The 22,319-nt window shown below is 65.9% G+C and carries 21 protein-coding genes and 1 tRNA gene; 14 read left to right on the top strand and 8 right to left on the bottom strand.

Annotated features, from left to right (window positions below; genetic code table 11):
- On the bottom strand, positions 1 to 1,613 hold a 1,613-nt coding region (locus tag RIN79_RS10350; RefSeq protein ID WP_309084572.1), incomplete at its 3' end, for an acyl-CoA dehydrogenase family protein.
- Positions 1,614 to 1,790: 177 nt separating this feature from the next.
- Between RIN79_RS10350 and RIN79_RS10345 the strand changes: the two genes are divergently transcribed.
- The 9 genes from RIN79_RS10345 to rpmG all read left to right on the top strand — a co-directional run bounded on the left by RIN79_RS10345 (position 1,791) and on the right by rpmG (position 12,366).
- Positions 1,791 to 2,750, top strand: coding sequence for an aspartate carbamoyltransferase catalytic subunit (locus RIN79_RS10345; protein WP_309084571.1), 960 nt, complete (start codon positions 1,791 to 1,793; stop codon positions 2,748 to 2,750).
- Complete coding sequence (locus RIN79_RS10340) at positions 2,747 to 4,033, top strand: dihydroorotase (RefSeq protein WP_309084570.1); 1,287 nt, start codon at positions 2,747 to 2,749, stop codon at positions 4,031 to 4,033. The genes RIN79_RS10345 and RIN79_RS10340 overlap by 4 nt, the downstream gene beginning before the upstream one ends.
- Positions 4,034 to 4,049: 16 nt before the next feature.
- Positions 4,050 to 4,664 (top strand): glycerol-3-phosphate 1-O-acyltransferase PlsY, encoded by a 615-nt coding sequence (gene plsY / locus RIN79_RS10335; RefSeq protein ID WP_309084569.1) that lies wholly within the window; start codon positions 4,050 to 4,052, stop codon positions 4,662 to 4,664.
- Positions 4,661 to 5,794, top strand: a complete 1,134-nt coding sequence (dprA, locus tag RIN79_RS10330; RefSeq protein WP_309084568.1) for a DNA-processing protein DprA — start codon at positions 4,661 to 4,663, stop codon at positions 5,792 to 5,794. The genes plsY and dprA overlap by 4 nt, the downstream gene beginning before the upstream one ends.
- 162 nt (positions 5,795 to 5,956) lie before the next feature.
- Positions 5,957 to 8,506, top strand: a complete 2,550-nt coding sequence (gene topA / locus RIN79_RS10325; protein ID WP_309084567.1) for a type I DNA topoisomerase — start codon at positions 5,957 to 5,959, stop codon at positions 8,504 to 8,506.
- Between the two features lie 3 nt (positions 8,507 to 8,509).
- Positions 8,510 to 10,813, top strand: coding sequence for a ribonuclease R (gene rnr / locus RIN79_RS10320; RefSeq protein WP_309084566.1), 2,304 nt, complete (start codon positions 8,510 to 8,512; stop codon positions 10,811 to 10,813).
- Positions 10,813 to 11,247, top strand: coding sequence for a DUF983 domain-containing protein (locus tag RIN79_RS10315; RefSeq protein ID WP_309084565.1), 435 nt, complete (start codon positions 10,813 to 10,815; stop codon positions 11,245 to 11,247). The genes rnr and RIN79_RS10315 overlap by 1 nt, the downstream gene beginning before the upstream one ends.
- 24 nt (positions 11,248 to 11,271) lie before the next feature.
- The gene (locus RIN79_RS10310; protein ID WP_309084580.1) at positions 11,272 to 12,009 is read left to right on the top strand and encodes an NUDIX domain-containing protein; all 738 of its coding nucleotides are present in this window, start codon (positions 11,272 to 11,274) and stop codon (positions 12,007 to 12,009) included.
- A gap of 189 nt (positions 12,010 to 12,198) precedes the next feature.
- Complete coding sequence (rpmG, locus tag RIN79_RS10305) at positions 12,199 to 12,366, top strand: 50S ribosomal protein L33 (RefSeq protein ID WP_309084564.1); 168 nt, start codon at positions 12,199 to 12,201, stop codon at positions 12,364 to 12,366.
- 588 nt (positions 12,367 to 12,954) lie between these two features.
- On the opposite strand, the gene RIN79_RS10300 is transcribed toward rpmG, so the two are convergent.
- Both RIN79_RS10300 and RIN79_RS10295 read right to left on the bottom strand, forming a co-directional pair.
- Positions 12,955 to 14,328, bottom strand: coding sequence for a PleD family two-component system response regulator (locus tag RIN79_RS10300; protein ID WP_309084563.1), 1,374 nt, complete (start codon positions 14,326 to 14,328; stop codon positions 12,955 to 12,957).
- Between the two features lie 37 nt (positions 14,329 to 14,365).
- A complete protein-coding gene (locus RIN79_RS10295) occupies positions 14,366 to 14,737 on the bottom strand; it encodes a response regulator (RefSeq protein ID WP_309084562.1) in 372 nt (123 codons plus the stop codon).
- 312 nt (positions 14,738 to 15,049) lie between these two features.
- On the opposite strand from RIN79_RS10295, the gene RIN79_RS10290 reads away from it, so the two are divergent.
- A complete protein-coding gene (locus RIN79_RS10290) occupies positions 15,050 to 15,334 on the top strand; it encodes a DUF3572 domain-containing protein (protein ID WP_309084561.1) in 285 nt (94 codons plus the stop codon).
- 261 nt (positions 15,335 to 15,595) lie between these two features.
- The gene (locus tag RIN79_RS10280; protein ID WP_309084560.1) at positions 15,596 to 16,906 is read left to right on the top strand and encodes a DNA polymerase IV; all 1,311 of its coding nucleotides are present in this window, start codon (positions 15,596 to 15,598) and stop codon (positions 16,904 to 16,906) included.
- A 226-nt stretch (positions 16,907 to 17,132) separates the two neighbouring features.
- On the opposite strand, the gene RIN79_RS10275 is transcribed toward RIN79_RS10280, so the two are convergent.
- The 3 genes from RIN79_RS10275 to wrbA form a co-directional block, all read right to left on the bottom strand.
- A tRNA-Leu gene (locus tag RIN79_RS10275) sits at positions 17,133 to 17,218 on the bottom strand.
- A gap of 91 nt (positions 17,219 to 17,309) precedes the next feature.
- A complete protein-coding gene (locus RIN79_RS10270) occupies positions 17,310 to 17,675 on the bottom strand; it encodes a hypothetical protein (protein WP_309084559.1) in 366 nt (121 codons plus the stop codon).
- 108 nt (positions 17,676 to 17,783) lie between these two features.
- Positions 17,784 to 18,383 (bottom strand): NAD(P)H:quinone oxidoreductase, encoded by a 600-nt coding sequence (gene wrbA, locus RIN79_RS10265; RefSeq protein ID WP_309084558.1) that lies wholly within the window; start codon positions 18,381 to 18,383, stop codon positions 17,784 to 17,786.
- Between the two features lie 165 nt (positions 18,384 to 18,548).
- Between wrbA and RIN79_RS10260 the strand changes: the two genes are divergently transcribed.
- The 3 genes from RIN79_RS10260 to RIN79_RS10250 all read left to right on the top strand — a co-directional run bounded on the left by RIN79_RS10260 (position 18,549) and on the right by RIN79_RS10250 (position 20,787).
- The gene (locus RIN79_RS10260) at positions 18,549 to 19,289 is read left to right on the top strand and encodes a competence/damage-inducible protein A (RefSeq protein ID WP_309084557.1); all 741 of its coding nucleotides are present in this window, start codon (positions 18,549 to 18,551) and stop codon (positions 19,287 to 19,289) included.
- A 61-nt stretch (positions 19,290 to 19,350) separates the two neighbouring features.
- On the top strand, positions 19,351 to 20,193 hold the full coding sequence (locus RIN79_RS10255) for a universal stress protein (protein ID WP_309084556.1): 843 nt from the start codon (positions 19,351 to 19,353) through the stop codon (positions 20,191 to 20,193).
- A 132-nt stretch (positions 20,194 to 20,325) separates the two neighbouring features.
- Positions 20,326 to 20,787 (top strand): DUF305 domain-containing protein, encoded by a 462-nt coding sequence (locus RIN79_RS10250; protein ID WP_309084555.1) that lies wholly within the window; start codon positions 20,326 to 20,328, stop codon positions 20,785 to 20,787.
- Between the two features lie 75 nt (positions 20,788 to 20,862).
- Here the strand turns inward: RIN79_RS10250 and RIN79_RS10245 are convergent, their stop codons facing one another.
- Positions 20,863 to 21,966: an AI-2E family transporter gene (locus RIN79_RS10245; RefSeq protein WP_309084554.1), complete on the bottom strand. Its 1,104-nt coding sequence runs from the start codon at positions 21,964 to 21,966 to the stop codon at positions 20,863 to 20,865.
- A 28-nt stretch (positions 21,967 to 21,994) separates the two neighbouring features.
- The gene (locus RIN79_RS10240; RefSeq protein WP_309084553.1) at positions 21,995 to 22,309 is read right to left on the bottom strand and encodes a hypothetical protein; all 315 of its coding nucleotides are present in this window, start codon (positions 22,307 to 22,309) and stop codon (positions 21,995 to 21,997) included.
- Positions 22,310 to 22,319: the final 10 nt, after the last annotated feature.

The following is a 22,319-nucleotide window of genomic DNA, read 5'->3' as shown; positions in this document are numbered from 1 at the left end:
AGCATCTCGATGATGGCCAATGCGTCGTGCCTGGCGTCAAGCATGCCGTAGGTGGCACGCCATTGGCCGGCAAGCCGCGTCTCGATGAAGGCGGCGGCCACCTGGCCCGCCCCAAGCCGCTTCAGCTCGGCGGCCGCGGCCGCAAGCGCCAGCTGCTCCGCCAGGATCCGGGCGGCGCCCTCGTCGCTCTCGCAGACGCGCATGGCCGCCCGAAGTACCTCGACCGTGCCGCGTCCTGTCTCTCCGAGGTCTGCATGGATGCCTTCCAGCACATCGTCGAAAAGGCTCGCATTGCGCGCGAGGACGCGCAGGATGTCGAGCGCCATGACATTGCCCGAGCCTTCCCAGATCGCGTTGACAGGCGCCTCGCGATAATAGCGGGCGAGCGGCGCTTCCTCCACATAGCCGTTGCCGCCCAGGGACTCCATCGCCTCATAGGTAACGGCAGGGGCAACCTTGCACACCCAGTATTTCGTCACCGGCGTCATCACCCGCGCATAGGCCGCCTCGGAGCGACTGCCCGCGGCTTCGTCGAAGGAGCGCGCCAGGCGGAAGGCGAGCGCCGTCGCCGCCGCCACATCCAGCGCCACGTCGGCAAGGACGCGCTGCATCAGGGCCTGCTCGACCAGGCGCTTGCCGAAGACCTGACGGTGGCGGGCATGATGCACGGCTTCTGCAATGGCCGCGCGCATCAGGCCGGAAGAGGCCAGTGCGCAGTCGAGCCGTGTCAGCGTCACCATGTCCATGATGGTGCGGATGCCCGCGCCGGGCTCTCCGACGAGATAGCCGAGCGCTCCTTCAAATTCCACCTCCGAGGAGGCGTTGGACCGGTTGCCCAGCTTGTCCTTGAGCCGCTGGAAGCGGAACCCGTTGCCGGCGCCATTGTCCGTCAGGCGCGGCAGCAGGAAGCAGGAGAGCCCCTCTTTGGCCTGCGCCAGGACCAGGAAAGCGTCGCTCATCGGGGCCGACATGAACCATTTGTGCCCGCTGATGCGGTAGATCCCGTTGCCAGCCGGCTCTGCGACCGTCCTGTTGGCACGGACATCGGTGCCGCCCTGCTTCTCCGTCATGCCCATGCCGAGGGTGACGCCCTGCTTCTGCGGCGCGGGCTTGTTGGCATGATCATATTTGCGCGCCAGCACCAGCGGCGCCCAGGCCCGGAACAGGTCAGGGTTCGACATCAGCGCGGCGAGCGACGCGCTGGTCATAGTGATCGGGCAGAGATGGCCGCATTCGAGCTGGGCGGTCAGATAGAAGCGCGCAGCCCTGGCCTGATGGCGCTGCCCCTTCTCGTTCGCGTTGTCCTCCCATATCGACGAGTGCAGCCCGGCGCTCACGGAGCGGCGCATCAGCGCGTGGTAGGCCGGGTGATATTCGACGAGATCGACGCGGTAGCCGTAGCGGTCATGGGTCTTCAGCACCGGCGTCTCGGAATTGGCGAGCCGCGCCAGCTCCTGCGCATCATGGCTGCGCACGAAACGGCCGAGCACGTCCAGCTCCTTGCGCACCGGCTCGGAAAAGTCCTGACCGAGCTGGACCAGCAGCGGGTCCGACCGCCACGCATTGGTGCCGCTTATCGGCGGCGGCTGGTTCAACACCTCATCATTGTTCACGAGAATCCCTCCGAGGCGCCGAACCCGTTTCTTATGTTAGCGGCCCGTCTGTCGATATACGCCTAACTTTGCTAATTCCTAATCGCTTCCGGCGGCCGGGAAAATGCCGGAAGAGGGTCGCTGGCGCAGGTTTGCCCGCTTGCGAGGGGCCGCGCCCCCGCCTATAGCAGCATCTTGATGAGCGACACCCTGGGCTTTCCTCTTTTCCCTCACCGCCACCTCCTTGGCATCAAGGGCTTGTCGCCCGCCGATATCGAGTTGCTACTCGACCGCGCCGATGCTGCGGTCGCGATTTCCCGCCAGCCGGAAAAGAAGCTCGCCACGCTGCGCGGGCGCACGCAGATCAACCTGTTCTACGAGGCCTCAACCCGCACCCAGTCCTCCTTCGAGCTCGCGGGAAAGCGGCTTGGCGCCGATGTCATGAACATGTCGGTGGCAAGCTCCTCGGCCAAGAAGGGCGAGACCCTGCTCGACACGGCCATGACGCTCAACGCCATGCGGCCGGACATCCTCATCATCAGGCATTCGGCGGCGGGCGCGGCGGCATTGCTGGCGCAAAAGGTCGGCTGCTCCGTCGTTAATGCCGGGGACGGGGCGCACGAGCATCCCACCCAGGCCCTGCTCGACGCGCTGACCATCCGCCGCGCCAAGGGGCGGATCGCCGGCCTTACCGTGGCCATCTGTGGGGATGTCCTGCATTCACGCGTGGCGCGCTCGAACATCCTCCTGCTCAACGCAATGGGGGCGCGGGTGCGGGTCGTCGCTCCCTCGACGCTGCTTCCCTCCGGCATCGGGCAGATGGGAGTCGAGCCCTTCACGGTCATGAGAGAGGGGCTTTCCGGCGCCGACGTCGTCATGATGCTTCGGCTCCAGCGCGAGCGGATGGCCGGCACCTTCGTCCCCTCCGTGCGCGAATATTTCCGCTTTTTCGGGCTCGACGGCGAAAAGCTGAAGGCCGCCAAGGAAGATGCAATCGTCATGCATCCCGGGCCCATGAACCGGGGCGTGGAGATCGCCTCGGAAGTGGCCGACGGCCCGCGCAGCGTGATCCAGGAGCAGGTGGAAATGGGCGTTGCCGTGCGCATGGCGGTGATGGAAGCCCTGCTCGACCCGCGCCGCAATGGGGCGCCTGCATGAGCATCACGGTCTTCGCCAATGTGCGCGTGGTGGACCCTGCGCGAGGGCTCGACGAGATCGGCACGGTGATCGTCGAAGGCGGCACGATCCGGGCTGCCGGAGCCGACACCCTCAACCAGGGCACTCCCGAGGGCGCCAAGATCGTCGACGGCAGGGGCAAGGCGGTTCTGCCGGGGCTCGTAGACGCCCGTGTCTTCGTCGGCGAGCCTGGGGCGGAGCACCGCGAGACGATCGCCTCGGCGGGCCGGGCGGCGGCGGCAGGCGGCGTCACCTCGATCGTCATGATGCCAGACACCACGCCCGTCATCGACGATGTGGCCCTGGTGGAATTCGTCTTGCGCGCCGCCCGCGAGACCTGCCCGGTCAATGTCTTTCCCGCCGCGGCCGTCACCAAGGGCCTGGCGGGAAGGGAGATTAGTGAATTCGGGCTGCTGCGCGATGCCGGAGCCGTGGCGCTCACCGAAGGGCGGCATACTATCGCCAGCGCGCTCGTCATGCGTCGCGCGCTCACCTATGCGCGCGATATGGACATCGTGATCGCGCATTCCACCCAGGATCCGGAGCTTGCTTCCTCCGGCGTGATGAATGAGGGCCTGCTGGCAAGCTGGCTGGGCCTGCCCGGCATTCCGCGAGAGGCCGAGGCCATACCGCTTGCGCGCGACCTGATGCTCGCCGCCCTCACCGGTGGCCGCTACCATGCCGCCGAGATCTCCACCGCCATGTCGGCCGCCGCCGTAAAGCGCGCCAAGAGTGACGGCGCCAAGGTCACCGCCGGCGTCAGCATCAACAACCTGTCGCTGAACGAGAACGATGTCGGCGAGTATCGCACCTTCTTCCGCCTCTCGCCCCCGCTCCGAGCCGAGGAGGAGCGCCTGGCCATGGTCGAGGCGCTGAAGGATGGCGTCGTCGACATCATCCACTCGTCACACGATCCGCAGGATGTGGACACTAAGCGCCTGCCGTTTGCGGATGCGGCCGCCGGCGCAATCGGCCTGGAAACGCTGCTGGCCGCCGCTTTGCGGCTTTACCATTCCGGCGAGGTGCCGCTCCTGCGCCTCGTCGAGGCGCTGTCCACGGCGCCGGCGAGGCTCTTCGGCCTGCCCGGCGGCAGCTTGAAGCCCGGTGCCCCGGCGGACCTGATCCTCGTCGACCTCGACGCGCCCTGGATCGTACGCGAGGCGGACATCCGCTCGCTTTCCAAGAACACCGTCTTCGAGGGCGCGCGCATGCAGGGCAGGGTCTTGCAAACCATGGTTGCGGGCCGCACAGTGTTTTCCGCCTGATCTGGGGGAATCAGCAATGGACATGACGAGCTGGTCGGCGGCCGCCCTGCCCAATCTTCTTGCTGCGCTGGCTTTTGGCTATCTCCTCGGCTCCATCCCATTCGGCTTCATCATCACGCGGATGGCCGGGCTCGGCGATGTCAGGAAGATCGGCTCAGGGAATATCGGCGCCACGAACGTCCTGCGCACAGGGAAGAAAGGGCTTGCCGCCCTCACCCTCCTCCTTGATGCCCTGAAAGGCACGGCGGCCGTGCTCGTCGCCGGGCTTTACGGGCCTGAGCCGGCGATCGCGGCGGGGCTTGGCGCCTTTCTCGGCCATCTCTTCCCGGTCTGGCTCGGCTTCAAGGGCGGCAAGGGCGTTGCCACCTATCTCGGCGTTCTCGCGGGCCTTGCCTGGCCCGGCGCGCTGGTCTTCGCCGTCTGCTGGCTCGCCGTCGCCTTCCTTACCCGCTATTCCTCGCTCGCCGCGCTGACGGCTACGGTCCTGGTGCCGATCGCGCTCTACCTCCTCGGCTATATCCAGCCAGCGCTCCTCTTCGTCCCCCTCAGCCTGCTCGTCTTCCTGAAACATCGGGCGAATATCGCGCGTCTCATCCAGGGCAACGAATCGCGCATCGGGGCCAAGGGGTGAGCGGCGAGCCGGAAGCCGGCAGGGGGCTCCGGCTCGATGAGCGGCAGCGCCGCGCCTGGCTGCGCCTCATCCGCACGGAAAATGTCGGCCCAGTCACCTTCCGCATGCTCATCAACCGCTTCGGTTCGGCGGAGGAGGCGCTTCAAGTGTTGCCGGAGCTCGCCCGCAGCGGCGGTGCACGGCGGATCAGGATCCCGTCACAAGACGAGATCGACGCCGAACTGGAATCTGCCCGCGCCATGGGCGCGCGCTTCATTGCCATCGGCGAGGAGCACTATCCGCCGCTGCTGGCGCGCGTCGAAAACCCTCCGCCGCTGATCGCCGTCAGAGGCCGGACCGAGCTCCTGCGCCGGCCCATGCTGGCGGTGGTCGGCGCCCGCAACGCCTCGCTCGCCGGCATCAAGCTGGCGCAGCGGCTGGCGCTGGAGCTCGGCCGTGCCGGCTACGTGGTCGCCTCGGGGCTGGCCCGCGGCATCGATGCCGCCGCCCACCAGGGCAGCCTCGACACCGGAACGGTTGCGGTGCTCGCCGGCGGCCTCGACCGCCCCTACCCGCCGGAAAACCAGGCACTGGTCGGCGAAATCGGCGAGCGCGGTGTGGTGCTTTCGGAGATGCCCTTTGGCTGGGCGCCCCGTGCGCAGGACTTTCCGCGCCGCAACCGCATCGTCGCCGGCCTCGCCTATGGCCTACTGGTGGTCGAGGCCGCCAACAGGTCCGGCTCCCTCATCAGCGCGCGGCTGGCCAACGAGATGGGGCGGCTCGTCTTTGCCGTGCCGGGCTCGCCGCTCGACCCGCGCGCGGCCGGCACGAATAAGCTCCTGAAGGAAGGCGCGATCTTGGTGACGGAGACGGACGACATCCTCGACGCCGTCGCTCCCCTTCTCGGCCAGCCGCCGCCTCAGCGGGGCGTCGAGGAGCCGCCGGATCTGGCGACCGCCCCGCCCCCGGGCGAGGGCGAGCGCGGCCGCGTCCTCGAGGCGCTGGGGCCGACGCCTGTGGCCGTTGACGAGATCATCCGCCATACGGGCTTGCTCCCTGCGCAGGTGCTGCTCATCCTTCTGGAGCTGGACCTTGCCGGCCGGCTGGAGCGCCACGCGGGCGGCGCGGTCTCCCTTCTGATGGAAGGCTGACGCCCTTCCCCGCCGCTCGGCTCCCCACCGCCGCGGCAACCACCAAATGCGATTTGGGCCCTTGACCGCGGCGGCAAGCGCAGCCATGTCACGTACCTGCCGGATCGCTGCATCCGCGATAGCCGCGGCAACAACGCGGCCTTAAAAGGTATTGCCTATTCAATGGACGTCGTGATCGTCGAATCGCCTGCCAAGGCGAAAACCATCAATAAATATCTGGGCAAGGACTATAAGGTCCTGGCCTCCTACGGCCATGTGCGCGACCTGCCCGCAAAGGACGGCTCGGTCCGTCCCGACGAAGACTTTGCCATGTCGTGGGAGGTCGACGGCCCATCGGCCAAACGGCTTTCCGATATCGCCAAGGCGGTAAAGGATGCCGACGGGCTCATCCTCGCCACCGACCCCGACCGCGAAGGCGAGGCCATCTCCTGGCACGTCCTGGAAGTCCTGCGCCAGAAGCGGGCGCTCAAGGACAAGCCGGTGCGCCGCGTCGTCTTCAACGCCATCACCAAGAAGGCGATCCTCGACGCCATGGCCGCGCCCCGCGAGGTCGACGTGTCGCTGGTCGACGCCTATCTCGCCCGGCGCGCACTCGACTATCTCGTTGGCTTTACCCTTTCGCCGGTGCTGTGGCGGAAGCTGCCGGGGGCCCGCTCGGCCGGCCGCGTGCAGTCCGTGGCATTGCGCCTCGTCTGCGACCGCGAAGCCGAGATCGAGCGTTTCGTCCGCGAGGACTATTGGCAGATTGTCGCGCTGCTGGACACGCCGCGCGGCGACACATTCGAGGCGCGCCTGACGGCGGTTGACGGTAAGCGGCTGCAGAAGCTCGACATCAAGAGCCAGGATCAGGCGGACGGGATCAAGGCACTGCTCGAAGGTGCCGCCTATCGTGTGCTCTCCGTCGAGGCCAAGCCCACGCGCCGCAACCCGGCGCCGCCCTTCACCACTTCCACGCTGCAGCAGGCCGCCTCCTCGCGGCTCGGCTTTTCCGCCTCGCGCACCATGCAGGTGGCCCAGCGCCTCTATGAGGGCGTCGAGATCGGCGGCGAGACCACCGGCCTCATCACCTATATGCGCACCGACGGCGTGCAGATGGCGCCGGAGGCGCTGCAGGCGGCGCGCGCCGCCGTCTCGCAGACCTTCGGCGACCGCTATCTGCCGGAAAAGCCGCGCCATTATTCGACCAAGGCCAAGAACGCCCAGGAAGCCCATGAGGCGATCCGCCCGACGGATTTCCTGCGCACGCCCGACCAGGTCCGCAAGTATCTCGATTCCGACCAGGCGCGCCTCTACGAGATCATCTGGAAGCGCGCTATCGCCAGCCAGATGGAGGCGGCGGAAATCGAGCGCACCACGGTGGAGATCGAGGCCTCCGGAGCCGGCCGCGTCGCCGGCCTGCGCGCCGTCGGTTCCGTGGTCCGTTTCGACGGGTTCCTGGCCGCCTATGCCGAGGTGAAGGAGGAGGACAGCGAGGACGAGGAAAACCGGCGTCTTCCCGAGATCAACTCCGGCGAGACGCTTACGCGCAAGTCCATCAGCGTCACCAAGCACACGACCGAGCCGCCGCCGCGCTATTCGGAAGCCTCGCTGATCAGGAAGCTGGAGGAACTCGGCATAGGCCGACCCTCCACCTACGCGGCGACGCTGAAGACCCTCGAGGATCGCGACTATGTGACGAACGAGAAGCGCAAGCTTGTGCCGCAGGCCAAGGGGCGCATCGTCACGGCCTTCCTGGAAAATTTCTTCAAGCGCTACGTTGAATACGACTTCACCGCGGATCTGGAAGAAAAGCTCGACGAAATCTCTGACGGCAAGCTCTCCTGGAAAGAGGTGCTGCGCGACTTCTGGAAGGACTTTTCCGCCGCCGTCGCGGATATCAAGGAACTCCGGGTCACGGACGTTCTCGATGCGCTGAACGAGGAGCTTGCGCCGCTTGTCTTCCCGCCGCGTGACGACGGCGGCGATCCGCGCATCTGTCCTAAATGCGGCACGGGCAAGCTGTCGCTGAAGCTCGGCAAGTTCGGCGCCTTTGTCGGCTGCTCGAACTATCCCGAATGCGGCTATACGCGCCAGCTCGGCGAGAATCCCGGCGAGAACGGCGAGGCCGAAGCGGGCGGCGACGGTACAAAGGTTCTGGGCACAGACCCCTTCACGGGCGAGGAGATCACGCTCCGCAACGGACGCTTCGGCCCTTATGTGCAGCGCGGGGACGGCAAGGATGCCAAGCGCGCCAGCCTGCCTAAGGGCTGGACGCCGGATGGCATCGACCACGAGAAGGCACTCGCACTCCTCTCGCTGCCGCGCGATGTCGGCAAGCATCCCGAGACGGGCAAGATGATCTCCGCCGGCATCGGCCGCTATGGCCCCTTCCTGCTGCATGACGGCGCTTACGCGAACCTGGAATCGGTCGAGGATGTCTTCTCGGTCGGCCTCAACCGCGCCGTCTCGCTGATTGCCGAGAAGAAGGCCAAGACGAACGGCGCGCGTGCCAAGCCGGCCGCCCTAAAGGAGCTGGGGGAACATCCGGACGGCGGCGTCATTACCGTGCGTGACGGCCGCTTTGGCCCCTATGTGAATCTCGGCAAGGTGAATGCCACGCTGCCCAAAGGCAAGGACCCTATGTCCGTGACCCGAGAGGAAGCACTCGAGCTCATCGCTGCCAAGTCCGGCAAGCCGGGCAAGAAGGCGGCGCGAGGCAAGGCGAGGAGTTGAGGATTGGCCCGCAGGAACTCGGATCGCGCGGCGGCAGGCGGCCAAGCGGCATCCGCCAATCCGCATCTGCCCTCGCGCGATGACATCCTGCGCTTCATCTCGGAAAATCCTGACCGGGCGGGCAAGCGCGAGATCGCCAAGGCCTTCGGGCTGAAGGGCGGCGACCGCATCTGGCTGAAGGACACGCTGCGCGACCTGCAGGAGGAAGGGCATCTCAAGCAAAGGCGCCGCCGGCTCCTGCGCCCGGGCGCCCTGCCCCATATGGTCGTCCTCGACATCTTCTCGCGCGATGCGGAAGGCAGCCTGCTCGCTCGGCCGGCCGAACTGGACGATAATGACGGCCCCGCGCCGCTCGTCTCCATCCGCGCCCAGAAGGGCGGCCGGACGCCTGCGGCCGGCGTCGGGGACCGGGTGCTTGCGCGCGTCTACCCGACGCGCGAGGAGACCGGCCCTGCCTATACCGGCCGCGTCATGAAGATCTTCGAGAAGCGCCGGCGCGCCGTGCTCGGCGTCTTCCGCGAGAACCGCGACGGCACCTTCCGCATCGAGCCCGTCGAGCGCCGTCAGCCCGAGCTGATCGTCGAGGAGGAATTCCGCAACGGCGCGAGGAGCGGCGACCTGGTCGAGGTGGAGCCGATATCGCAGGGCCGCTACGGCCTGCCACGCGGAAAAGTGCTGGAGGTGGTCGGCTCCCTCGCCACGGAAAAGGCGGTTTCCCTCATCGCCATCCACGCGCATGAAATCCCGCATATCTTCCCCGACAGCGTGCTGCAGGAAGCTGACGCCGCCGAGCCCGCCACCCTTGAGGGGCGCGAAGACTGGCGCAAACTGCCGCTCGTCACGATCGACCCGCCGGACGCGAAGGACCATGACGATGCGGTCCATGCCGAGCCGGATCCGGACCAGAACAATCCTGGCGGCGTGCTGGTCACCGTCGCGATCGCCGATGTCGCCTGCTATGTGCGCCCAGACACCGCTCTCGACCGCGAGGCGCTGAAGCGCGGCAATTCGGTCTACTTCCCCGACCGGGTGGTGCCGATGCTGCCGGAGCGCATCTCCAACGACCTGTGCTCCCTGCGCGAGGGCGAGGACCGGCCGGCTCTGGCTGTGCGCATGCGTTTTTCGGCCGAGGGAAGGAAAATCGGCCACTCGTTTCATCGCGTGATGATCCGCTCAGCCGCGAAGCTTTCCTATGAGCAGGCACAGGCGGCCATAGATGGCCGGCCCGACGAGAAGACCGGACCGCTTCTGGAGCCGGTCTTGAAGCCGCTCTGGGACGCCTATGCGGCGCTGAAGCGCGGCCGCGCGTCCCGCGAACCCCTGGAGCTCGACCTTCCGGAACGCAAGATCCTGCTGAAGCAGGACGGCACCGTCGACCGGGTGGTCGTGCCGCCGCGCCTCGATGCGCATAAACTGATCGAGGAGTTCATGATCCAGGCGAATGTGGCCGCGGCCGAGACTCTCGAAGCCGCTCGCCAGCCCCTGGTCTACCGGGTCCACGACGCGCCCTCCCTTGCCAAGCAGGAATCGCTGCGCGAATTCCTTGCCTCGCTCGAGATTTCCCTTGCCCGGGGAGCGGCGCTCAGGCCGTCCCAGTTCAATCAGATCCTTGCCCGCGTCTCCGGCAGCGAGCAGGAGCAACTCGTCAACGAGGTGGTCCTGCGCTCCCAGAGCCAAGCGGTCTACGCGCGCGAGAATATCGGCCATTTCGGGCTCAATCTGCGCCGGTACGCGCATTTCACCTCGCCGATCCGCCGCTATGCGGACCTGATCGTCCACCGGGCGCTGATCAGGGCCAAGGGTTTCGGGCCGGACGGCTTGCGGGAAGCCGACGAGGAGCGCCTGGACGAGATCTCCGCCCTCATCTCCGCGACGGAACGCCGCGCCATGGCGGCTGAGCGCGAGACGGTGGATCGGCTGATCGCCGAGCATCTGGCCGGCCGCGTTAACGAGGAGTTTTCCGCGCGCATTTCCGGCGTCACCAAGGCGGGCCTGTTTGTCATGCTGCCGCAATACGGCGCGGATGGCTTCATCCCCATCTCCTCCATCGGCGACGAATACTACCTCTTCGACGAGGCCCGGCACGCGCTCGTGGGCCAGAACAGCGGGTGCGGCTATCAGCTCGGCGACAGCGTGGAGGTGCGTCTGGTAGAAGTCGCTCCGATGGCGGGAGCCATGCGCTTCGAGATGGTGAGCGAACCCGTCCGCCTGCCTGGCTCGTCCAGGTCCTTTCACAAGGCCAAGCGCGGAACCGTCCGGGCCAGCAAACGCAAAGATCGCCCCGCCGGCCGGGGCAGGAGACGATGATGGAACAACGTATATTCGGCGGCGCCCCGCATCAGAGGGAGCCACATCGGCCGGTTTTTGAGGCGATGCGTCGAGGTTTCCTTGGAAAATGCCCTCATTGCGGGCAGGGACGGCTCTTCCGCTCGTATCTCAAGACTGTCGACCATTGCGCGGAATGCGGCGAAGAGATCAGCCATCATCGCGCTGACGACCTGCCGGCCTATCTGGTGATCGCCGTTGTCGGCCATATCGTGGTCGGCGCCTTCATGGGAGTGGAGGCGGCGACGGCCTGGTCAAGCTGGGTGCACCTTTCCATCTGGGCACCGGTCACTGTCCTCATGTCGCTCGCCCTGATCGGGCCGACCAAGGGGGCTGTCGTGGGCCTGCAATGGGCGCTGCGGATGCACGGCTTCGGCGGCGAGAAGGACGCCCTCGAAACCCACCCCGAGCTCTGAGGCATGAGCTCCGCCGAACAGGCCATGGACGATTTCAATCGCGCCGTGGCCGACGAGCGTGCGGCGCGCGGCGCAACGCTGAAGGGCAAGGCGCTCCGGCCCCGCGACGCCGCCACCCTCATCGTCCTTGACCGCCGCGCGGGCGAAACCTCTCTCCTGATGGGCCGGCGGCACAGAGGCCATGCCTTTATGCCGGGACGCTTCGTCTTTCCCGGCGGCCGGACGGACCCGGCCGACAGCCGCATCAGGATATCCAGCGGTCTTCATCCCGCCGAGGAGGAAAGACTCGCCGGCCGCGGACCCCGCTCCAGCGCCGCACGCGCGAGGGCCATCGCCCTTTCCGCCATCCGCGAAACCTATGAGGAGGCAGGGCTTCTCATCGGGCGCAGGGCAGCCTTCGCCAGCAGGAGCCCGCACTGGCAGGGTTTCGTCGCGCATGGCATCGAGCCTGCCCTCGGCGGGCTGCGCTATATCGCCCGGGCGATCACCCCGCCCGGCGCCGTGCGCCGCTTCGACACGCGCTTCCTGGCGCTCTGGCGCAGCGACGTGGCCCTTGAACTTGCCGAGAGCCCCACCGCGGAGCTGGAGGAGATCGTCTGGCTTCCCGTTCGCGATGCGATGAAGCTGGAAATTCCTCCGATCACAAAGAGGGTCCTGGAAGAGCTCGAGCAGCGCCTGACAGCAGATCCCGACCTCTCTCCCGGACGCCCGGTGCCCTTCTATTTCATGCGGGCAAAGCAGATGGTGCGGCTGCTATTGTAGCAGCTTGCGTCTGAGCGGAGTTGCGCCTCTTCACCTGCATGCTGGGCCCAACCGAGGACATGAGCGGGACCGCCGATGCGGGCTTGACTTTCCGGGCTTTGTCTATATGTGTGCCGCGAGTTTCAAGCGCGCCTGCCGTTACCGCTTCGACGGGCCGCCAGCAAAAATCACCAGCAATGGATAAGTGACATGGCGAAGGCCACGACCATCAAGATCAAGCTCCTGTCGACGGCCGATACCGGCTTCTTCTATGTTGCGACGAAGAACAGCCGCACCATGACCGACAAGATGACCAAGCGCAAATACGACCCGATCGCGCGCAAGCACGTCGAGTTCAAGGAAGCCAAGATCAAGTAGGATCCGGCACCTGCGGAAGAATGCGGCGCCTTCGGGCGCCGTTTTGTTTGGACCTCCTGGCGCAGAGCAGAACGCGTTCGTGTTTGCCGCCCCTGCCCCATCCGACGGCTCCGCGCCGCGCTTTGCCGGCGGCAAACGGCGCGTCGAACCAACCTCTCGAGCAGCAATTTGCTAGCGCCAAGTCCCTGTCAAACGGCTCACAGTGAGGCGGTCGGTGCGCGGAGAGGAGGAATTGGGGGCCGGTTGGCAACTGGCAGCGGTACGAGGAGGCCACTTACGCCAGCGCCAACCGGCCGACCCCACGGACCCAGGAGATGCGGCGGACCTGAGCATCATGGGGCATCACGGGAGCGGTTGCAGCGCATCCCCACGCGCGGCACCGCCCATCAGTGGTTGCGACACTCACCCAATTTTTCTTAAAAATCAATAGTTCGTTAATTTTGCTGAGTATCTGTTTCAAATTAAGGTAAACGGCAGGGACAGATCTCCTGCCGGCGCAGCAGGTTTGGCCTTCGCGCCGGCGCCTCGCAGGAACACTGCGACGGACCAGGCGCTTGGAGCATATCCGGAGCGGCGGAATGCCTGCCTTCAAGCGGCCGGGGCGGCGACGCGGTTCCGCCCGGCCGTCTTGGCCTCGTAGAGCGCGAGGTCGGCACGCTTCAGCATCGCCTCGACCGCATCATGCGATTCCTGCAGGCCCGCCACGCCGATGCTTGCCGTGACCGCCACAGATTGGCCGGTCGCTCCTATCGGAAAGGGGCTTTCGGCTATCTCGCGGCGGATCCTCTCGGCAACACGCTCGGCAATCTTCAGCTCCGTTTCGGGCATGACAACGACGAACTCCTCCCCACCGTAGCGGCAGACGAGGTCGATGCCGCGGAGGTTGCGGCGGAGCCGCACCGCGACCTCGCGCAGGACCGCGTCCCCTCCGTCGTGGCCGAACGTGTCATTGACCGATTTGAAGCGGTCGAGGTCCACGATCATCACAGAGAGCGGACGGCGGCGCGCTACCGCGCGATCGAACAGGCTCTGCAGGTGGCTGTCCAGGTAGCGGCGATTGTGCAGACCGGTAAGCGGGTCGGTGACCGCCATCTCGACGGTCTGGGCCACGCTCGAACGCAGGCTGTCATTATAGCGCTTGCGGCGGATTTGGGTGCGCAGCCGGGCGATCAGCTCCTGACGCTCGACCGGCCGCAGGACATAATCATTCACCGCAAGTTCGAGCCCGCGGACGATGCAGGCCTCGTCGCCATCTCCGGCGAGCAGAACGATGGGCACAAGCCGGGTGCGCTCCAGCGCCCTCAGTTGCGAGCATAGCCGCAGTGGATCGTAATCGGCGAAACTGGTCGAGACGATGATGCACTCATAGGCGTTCTCGGTGGCGCGCAGCAGGCCCGTGCGCGGGTCTCCCGCCACGTCCAGAAGAAAATGGCCCTGCAGCATCCGCTGCAGCTGCCGGCCGGAAACCTCGTCCTCGTCCACCAGAAGGACGGCCGGAGTCTCCTCGTCATCGCCGCTCTTTTTCTGCAGGAGCTGCTCTATGCCTATGTTGCGCGTGGTGGCCGCCCTGAGGCGCAATTCGTCGGTGAGCGCCTTCAGCCGCGTCAGGCTTTTGACGCGCGTCAGCAGCTGCAGGTCGTTCACCGGCTTGGTGAGGAAATCGTCCGCGCCCGCCTCAAGCCCGCGCACCCGGTCGGCCGGCTGGTCGAGCGCGGTGATCATGATCACCGGAATATGCGTGGTGGCGGGGTCCGCCTTCAGCCGCCGGCAGACTTCGAAGCCGTCCATGCCCGGCATCATCACATCGAGGAGGACGACATCGACCTTGCTCGACTCGCAGATTTCGACCGCGTCCGGTCCGGACCGGGCGGTCACCACGTCATAATATTCGGCAAGAAGCCGCGCCTCCAGAAGCCGCAGATTGGCGGGCACGTCATCGACGACCAGGATGCGAGCGGTCATGGCGCGCCCTCACCTCCACTGCGGAGCCACCCCGGCATCAGGCGTCACCGAGATAGGATTTTATGGTCTCGATGAAATTTGGCACCGAGATCGGCTTGGAAATATAGGCCTCGCACCCGCCCTGCCTGATCCGCTCCTCATCGCCCTTCATTGCGAAGGCGGTGACCGCGATCACCGGAATCCTGTGCAGCTCGTCATCCTCCTTGAGCCATTTGGTGACTTCCAGGCCGGAGACCTCCGGCAGCTGGATGTCCATCAGGATGAGGTCGGGCCGATGGCTGCGCGCCAGCTCCAGCGCCTGAAGGCCATCGCGCGTGCGCACCGTTTCGTAGCCGCTCGCTTCGATGAGATCGCGGAAGAGCTTCATGTTCAGCTCATTGTCCTCGACGATCATGACCTTCTTCGGCATCAAATCCCCGTCCCGGAACACCACAACCCCGGGTTAAGCTCCCGGAACACTCCACCACTGCCCGTTCCAAGGCGCGTTGTGGCACGATTTGCTTTACGAACAGGAAATTATCCTGATCGAATTGACGGGATCAAGCGGCTGCCTCCTCCGAGGTCTCAACGTACCGCCTGGCACCGCGGCGACGAGCCGAATTGCTGGGAGATGCCCGCCACATCTAAGCAATTCTCGCCGGCGCACTGCGTCCCGTTCCGCTGCCCGACCGAATGCTTTACCACTGCGCCAGGAGAAGATCGCGCGCAAGGACGAACGTACATGAATCAGGAACAGGCCGAAGCCATCGCCATCCAGGCGCTCGCCTTCATCGCTTCCGATCCGCAACTCCTGCAGCGCTTCCTCTCGCTCACCGGCATCGAGGCAGGCGATATCCGCCAGGCGGCGCGGGAGCCTGGTTTTCTCGCCGGCGTCCTGCAATTCATCCTTGCGCACGAGCCGACCCTCGTTTCCTGCAGCGAGGCGAGTGGGATTGCGCCGCAGGACCTGCGCGCTGCGTACAATGCCCTTCCCTTTGGTGAGGAACGCTGGGACATCCAGCCTTAGTCGCGGCGGCCCCGCAGCAACGCGCGCCCGCATCACGTCCTTCTTCCTCTTCTCCGCTATTCTCCCGCCGCGCGGGCGGCGGCAGGCGGAAATAGGTGCACCAGCAGCCGTAACAGGCGCCCTGTTTCCAGATAGATCTCGAAAGGCGGCCAAATATCCGGCGCCAACGGAACGATCTCCGTCGTCGCGCCCCCCTCCGCTCCTTGTCCTGCGGCTCGCACTGCTCTATGATCTTGTTCTCTTTATGTTCCATAGCCGCAAATGATTGTCAACGCGCCTCTGCAGGGCCTCTGCCGCGACTGCCTCTCCCGCTGCGCGCCGGGCGAGCGGCGCTGCCAGGCCTGCGGCAGCCCGCGGGTGCTCCGGCATGGGGAACTTGCCGGGCTTGCGATCGCGCATGTGGACTGCGATGCCTTCTATGCGGCGGTGGAAAAGCGGGACAATCCGGAGCTTCGCGACAAGCCGGTGATCATCGGCGGCGGAAAACGCGGCGTTGTCTCCACGGCCTGCTATATCGCGCGCATCCAGGGCGTACGCTCGGCCATGCCGATGTTCAAGGCGCTGCAGGCTTGTCCGGAGGCGGTGGTCATCAAGCCGGACATGGAAAAATATGCGCGCGTCGGCAGGCAGGTGCGCGACATGATGCTGGCGCTCACACCAATGGTCGAGCCGCTCTCCATCGACGAAGCCTTCCTCGACCTGGCCGGCACCGAGCGGCTGCACGGAGCGCCGCCGGCGCTTGTGCTCGCGCGCTTTGCGCGCGAGGTGGAGCGGGAGATCGGCATCACCGTCTCCATCGGCCTTTCCTATTGCAAGTTCCTCGCAAAGGTGGCGTCCGATCTCAACAAGCCGCGCGGCTTTTCCGTCATCGGCCGGGCCGAGGCGCTGCCCTTCCTGGCTGAACAGCCGGTGACCATCATCTGGGGCGTCGGCAAGGCTTTCGCCGCCACATTGGCCGCCGACGGCATCCGCAGCGTCGGCCAGCTGCAGCGCATGGAGCGCGGCGACCTCATGCGCCGCTACGGCGTCATGGGCGACCGGCTCTACCGCCTCTCGCGCGGTCAGGACGACCGGCATGTGGAGCCGCATGGCGAAGCGAAGAGCGTCTCCTCGGAAACCACCTTCGACCGCGACATAGCCGCGCTGGACGAGCTCGTGCCGATCCTGCGCGCGCTCAGCGAACGGGTCTCCGCGCGGCTGAAGAAGGCGGGCATAGCGGGCCGGACGGTGGTGCTCAAGCTGAAGACGCGGGAGTTCAAGATCCGCACGCGCAACCGCGCCCTTGGCGATCCGACGCGCCTTGCCGACCGGATCTTCTCCACCGGGCTGGAGATGCTCAGGCGCGAAGCGGACGGCACCTTCTTCCGTCTCATCGGCATTGGCGTCAGCGATTTGACCGATGCCGCCAAGGCCGACCCGCCGGACCTCGTCGACCGCCTGTCCCATAAACGCGCGCTCGCCGAAGGCGCCATCGACCGGCTGCGCGAAAAATTCGGGGGACAGGCGGTGGAGACCGGCTACACGTTCGGCCGCGTGCACCGACGGCGGCCGGAGCCGGAGGTAGAGGAATAAGGGCGCCTGCAGGCCCGCAAGGCGGCCGAGCGCACTTGACCGCTCAGGCGAGAGAGGAAGATGCCGAGGCCTCCCACGGAATCCTCGGCGAGCTGTAGAACAAGGGTGCTCATGCTTGCGCTCCGCGCCCCCGGTGCAGCCTGGCAGCCTGGGTGGCCGCGCGCAACCGGCGCGGCGACGACGGTCCTCCCGACTGGATATCCGCACAAAGTGGAACGGAAGGCGGTGGTGCGGACGGCGGGGATCGAACCCGCACGGGCAAGGCCCGAGGGATTTTAAGTCCCTTGCGTCTACCGGTTCCGCCACGTCCGCATCGGCCTGTTTGTCAGGGCTTTGCGGGCAAAGGTCAACCGCTGTTTTGGCTTCCCGAGCGGGCCGGCTCAGCAAGCAACGGCAGCCGGAATCACTTTCCGTAAGTGTCAAGGATGGTGCGGGCGTCGAGTGCGTTCGCGTTTTCCCCGGGGCGATACATCCTGACGGTCACGGAATTCGACCTCGTCGTGGCGATGATCGGCACGACCGATGCCTGGCCGGCATAGGTGTGGGCCGTCTGCATGGTGGCACCGCCGAGGATGAAATGGGTGAAGCCTTTTTCGAGGGTCAGCTCGGCCGCCCGGCGCAAGGTGGCCTGCGGCACGGCGCCGGCGCCGAACCGACCAGTGCCGCTCACCTCGAGCTGATAGGTGTTCATCGAAAGCGGGATTTCCTGGGTCGAGACGCAGCCGGCAAGTCCCGCGGCGAGACCGAGTAGGAGGAGGAGCTTCTGCATGGGCGCTATATGTCGCGTCGGGGCGCCCGTCGCAAGTGTATGCCCGCAACACATCGCATCCGAGGGGAAACGGGCGGGCGGCTTCCGGCCACCCGCCTGAGCACAAGTTCAGCCCTTCAGCTTCTGCGCGATCTCGGCCAGCCGCCTGCCCTGGAACCTTGCGCCTTCCAGCTCCTGCTGCGAGGGCATGCGCGAGCCGTCGCTGTTGGAGGTCGTCGTCATGCCGTAGGGGGCTCCGCCGCGCACCGTGTCGTTGCCCATCTGGTCCTGATAAGCGTAGGAGAGCGGCACGATGATCATGCCGTGGTGCTGCAGCGCGAGCTGCGTCGAGGCAAGCGCAATCTCCGCCCCGCCATGCTGCGTGGAGGTCGAGGACATCACCGTTGCCGGCTTGTTGATGAGCTTTCCCTCGGCCCAGAGCGGCCCGGTCTGATCGAGGAAGTTCTTCAGCTGTGCCGCCATCATGCCATAGCGCGTGGAGATGCCGAAAATGAAGCCGTCATAGTCGGCAAGCTCAAGCGGCGTGGCGACCGGTGCCTCCTGGTCGAGCTTGTAATGCGCGTTCTTCGCCACCTCTTCCGGCACGAGCTCGGGCACGCGCTTGATGGTCACCTCGGCGCCGGTTTCGCGCGCGCCCTCGGCGGCGGCCTTCGCCATTGCCTCCATATGTCCCCAGCTCGAATAGTAGAGAACGAGAATCCTTGCCATCTTGCCATGCTCCTTGAAAATTGCAGCGCCGGGCGCCGCCTTTGCCCGATCTAGGTGATATGCGCCCGGTTGAAAGCACCCGCTTTGCCGCACACAGTGTTCACCATCCATTGCCGCATGGCCAAAGCGCCGCTATCTCACGCAGTCCAACAGGACGAACACGCAATGAGCGAAATTGTTACGGCGGCCATGGTCGTGATCGGCGATGAAATCCTTTCAGGCCGCACCAAGGACCGCAATATCGGCCATCTTGCCGACATGATGACCGCCGTCGGCATCGATCTGAAGGAAGTGCGCATCGTCCCTGACGACGAGCCGGCAATCGTCGAGGCCGTCAACGCGCTGCGCGCCCGCTTCACCTATCTCTTCACCACCGGTGGCATCGGGCCGACCCATGACGACATCACGGCGGATGCCATCGCAGCGGCCTTCGGTGTGCCCTGCGAATATGACGAAGCGGCCTATCGGCTCCTGGAGGAGCATTATGCCGCGCGCGGCATCGAGTTCACCGAGGCGCGCAAGCGGATGGCGCGCATGCCGCGCGGCGCTGGGCACATCGAGAACCCGATCTCGGTCGCGCCGGGCTTTTCCATCGGCAACGTGTTCGTGATGGCGGGCGTACCCTCCATCTTCCAGGCCATGCTCGATAATGTGGTGCCGACGCTGAAGACCGGGGCAAAGCTGCTGTCCGTCTCGATCCCCTCGCCCCTCCCGGAAGGAACGATCGGCGGCCCGCTCGGGGACGTACAGAAGGAGCATCCGGACACGATCATCGGCTCCTATCCAAAATATGTGGACGGGAAGTTCTGGACGGAGCTTGTCATCCGCTCGCGGTCCGAGGAGTCGCTGAAGGGAGCCAAGGCTGCCGTCGAGGCGATGCTCGATGAGCTGTTGAAACGGAATTGAGCCCGCGCCGTTGACTTTCCGGACGACGGCGTTCGGCCGTCTCGCATCGAGGGAGGCTTCCATGACGTACAAGACGATGCTCGCCATTCTCCAGAGCCGGGCGGATGCTCCCCGCGTGCTGGATTTCGCATTGCCGCTGGCTGCGCGTTTTGGGAGCCACCTCATCGGTCTCCATGCGGAGGTGCTGCCGATCGCGATAGCCTCGCCCATGGGGATGCCGACAGCGGATTTCACGCTGGCCATGCAGGAGGATGCAAAGCGGCGCCACGAGGAGTTGCGCGGGCTTTTTACCGAGCGCGCCAGCGCCGAGGGCGTGATGCAGGAATGGCGCGGTTTCGAGAACCTCACCGGGGACTCGGCCATTTCGGGCATCGAGAGCGCCCGCACGGCCGATCTCGTGATCGTGCAGCAGAACGACCCGAACGCCGATTCCCGCCGCACCGCGGATGTCGAGGCGCTCCTGTTCCACAGCGGCCGGCCGGTGCTCTTCGTGCCCTATGCATTTCCGGGACGGAGCGAGCCGGTGAGGCAGGTTCTGCTTGCCTGGAAAGGCAGCAAGGAAGCTGCGCGGGCAGCCTTCGACGCCCTGCCGCTGATGAAGGAGGCTGGGCGGGTAGAGATTCTGACGGTCGACGCCAAGGACACGCTCGAGCAGGATGCGGGCCTGGCCGGCACTGCGATGGCCGCGGCGCTTGCCCGCCACGGCATCGATGTCACGACCCGGGCCGAGCAATCCGCCGGCGCGTCGCAAGCCGAGGCGATCACCAACCGCATGGCCGCGATCGGCGCCGATCTTCTCGTGATGGGCGCCTTCGGCCGCTCGCGGCTGGCCGAATGGGTGTTCGGCGGCGTCACGCGCGACATGCTGCGTACCATGACAACGCCGACCTTCATGTCACGCTGAGCCGGCCCTTTCCGCGCCCATCCCGTGCGCGCGGGCCCAATATTGAACCGCCGTCACGGCAGATTTATACCGTCTAGCATTGCGCGGTGCCTGTATTCCTCCCGCACCCCGTCACGGCTATCGGAGGTCCGCATGAAAAAAAGCAATGTCCTTTCCGCCCTTGTTATCATTATGGGGGGCTTTGCCTTTCCGGCGGCCGGCCAGGATTCCCACAATCACGGCGGTATATCGGCCCCCGCTGCCGCCGAGCTCCCGGCCATCTGCAAGGCCGCGGCGCCTCCGTCAGGCGGCCACGGCGGCCATGGCGCACCGGCGGCTTCTGCCGATAATCTCGATGCCGGCCACAAGGCGCTCCTCGACTCCATGTCCGTGATGGAGGCGATGGGCCCGGCGATGATGGTGCCCGATATCGACGTCGCCTTCGTGTGCGGCATGATTCCGCACCACCAGGGCGCAATTGCAATGGCCAGGGCCGAGCTCGAGCACGGTGACGACGAATGGGCGAAGGCGATGGCCGAGAAGGTCATCGCCGCCCAGGAGCAGGAAATCGCGGAAATGATCGAATGGCTGGAGAAGCAGGAAGACGCACGGTGAGACGACCCGCGCGAGCGGCGGCGCGGACTTTCCTGCCTGATGCACCCTGGCGGCAACGCCCCCCAGTACCGCGGTTCAGGGCGCGGTGACCTCCTTCAGTTCGTCGAGGTCTCGGGCATTGGACAGGGCGAGCGCGACGGGGCGCAACCCATCTATGCGCGAGAAAGCGATGATGATCGCCAGCGTCATGGGCACCGCCAATATGGCCCCGAGCAGCCCCCAGATCCATGTCCAGACCATCAGCGCCACCAGCACGACAAGCGGCGAGATGGACAGCTGCTGCCCCTGCAGCTTCGGGTCGATATAGTTGCCCATCACCTGCTCTATCATAAGCAGCCCGGCACCAATGAGGATCGCCGAGACAGGGTCAAACTGCAGGAAAGCGAGGCCGACCGGCAGCACACCGGCGGCAATAGAGCCCACGGTGGGAATATAGTTGAGCATGAAGGCGAGCAGGCCCCAGACAAATACGAAGTCCAGCCCCCACCACCAGAGCCAGAGCATGTAGAGCGTTGCGGTGGCCAGACCCATTGCAGTGCGCACGACCAGATACCGGCGGAAGCGCGATGCAGTGGCATCCACGATGCGCCGCGTCGTCGCGCCGTCATGATAGGACGCGATGGCCGAAAGCTTGGCCGTGAGTGAGGGCGTCTCGAGCAGCATCAGCCAGACGAGGAAATAGAGGAGGGTGAGGATGCCGGCGAAGCTCCAGATCGACTGCATGATGGTGGTGGCTACCGCGATCACCGGCTCCACTAGGCGCTCGGCAAGTGGCGTGCCACCCTGCCCGCCCTCCTGTCCGGCGGCGACTTGGCTCCACTGGCTGAGACGCGTGACGAGGTTGTGCAGCGGCTCCTGATATCGCGTCAGCCCCTCGGCCACTTGCTGGGCCACATAAAGCAGCCCGGCGGAGAAGAGGAGGAAGACGAGGAGCATGACGATCAGCGCTGCCGCATGGCCGAGCCAATGCAACGGCGCCGGCGTACGCGCGCGTATCCAGCAATCCAGCGGCCAGAGCGCAATGGCGGCGAAAAAGGCGAGCGCCAGTGTGCCGGAGACCCAGGCCGTCTCGCGCAACATGACGATGATGAACAGAGTGGCGATGGTGGCAAGCAGGCCCACGACCGCCGGGGATGTGCCGTTCTGCGGCGGCGGATTCACGTCTTCCGTCCCCGTCACGGCGCCACCTGCAAGATGCAGTCTGAGCCTACTCGTCCGCCGAGCGGGCCCAACTCCGTAGTCCATCTCCCGCCGGGATGGCGGGCTCCAGAGCCACGCCGAAACGTCCGGTCCTCACAGACCATACAGTTTCTCCGAGCGTATCGAACGCATCGCATGTGACGAGATTCCGCAGCAGCGCGGTGGCACGCTTGATGATGTGGTTGCGCCCGGCTTCGCTGCCGGAAGGGACAGCGCAGGGAAGGCGCACGGACACCGATTCCCCGTTGTCCCCCAAGAACTCCACATGAACCCATGCGCTGTTCTCGCCTTCGCGGGAGATAACGGTGTCGATGATACGCAAAGTCCCTTCC

The organism is Chelativorans sp. (assembly GCF_031180965.1).
Taxonomy (GTDB): Bacteria; Pseudomonadota; Alphaproteobacteria; order Rhizobiales; family Rhizobiaceae; genus Chelativorans.
The sequence above is the reverse complement of the archived record's forward strand: the minus strand, read 5'-3'. Positions and strand labels throughout refer to the sequence as shown.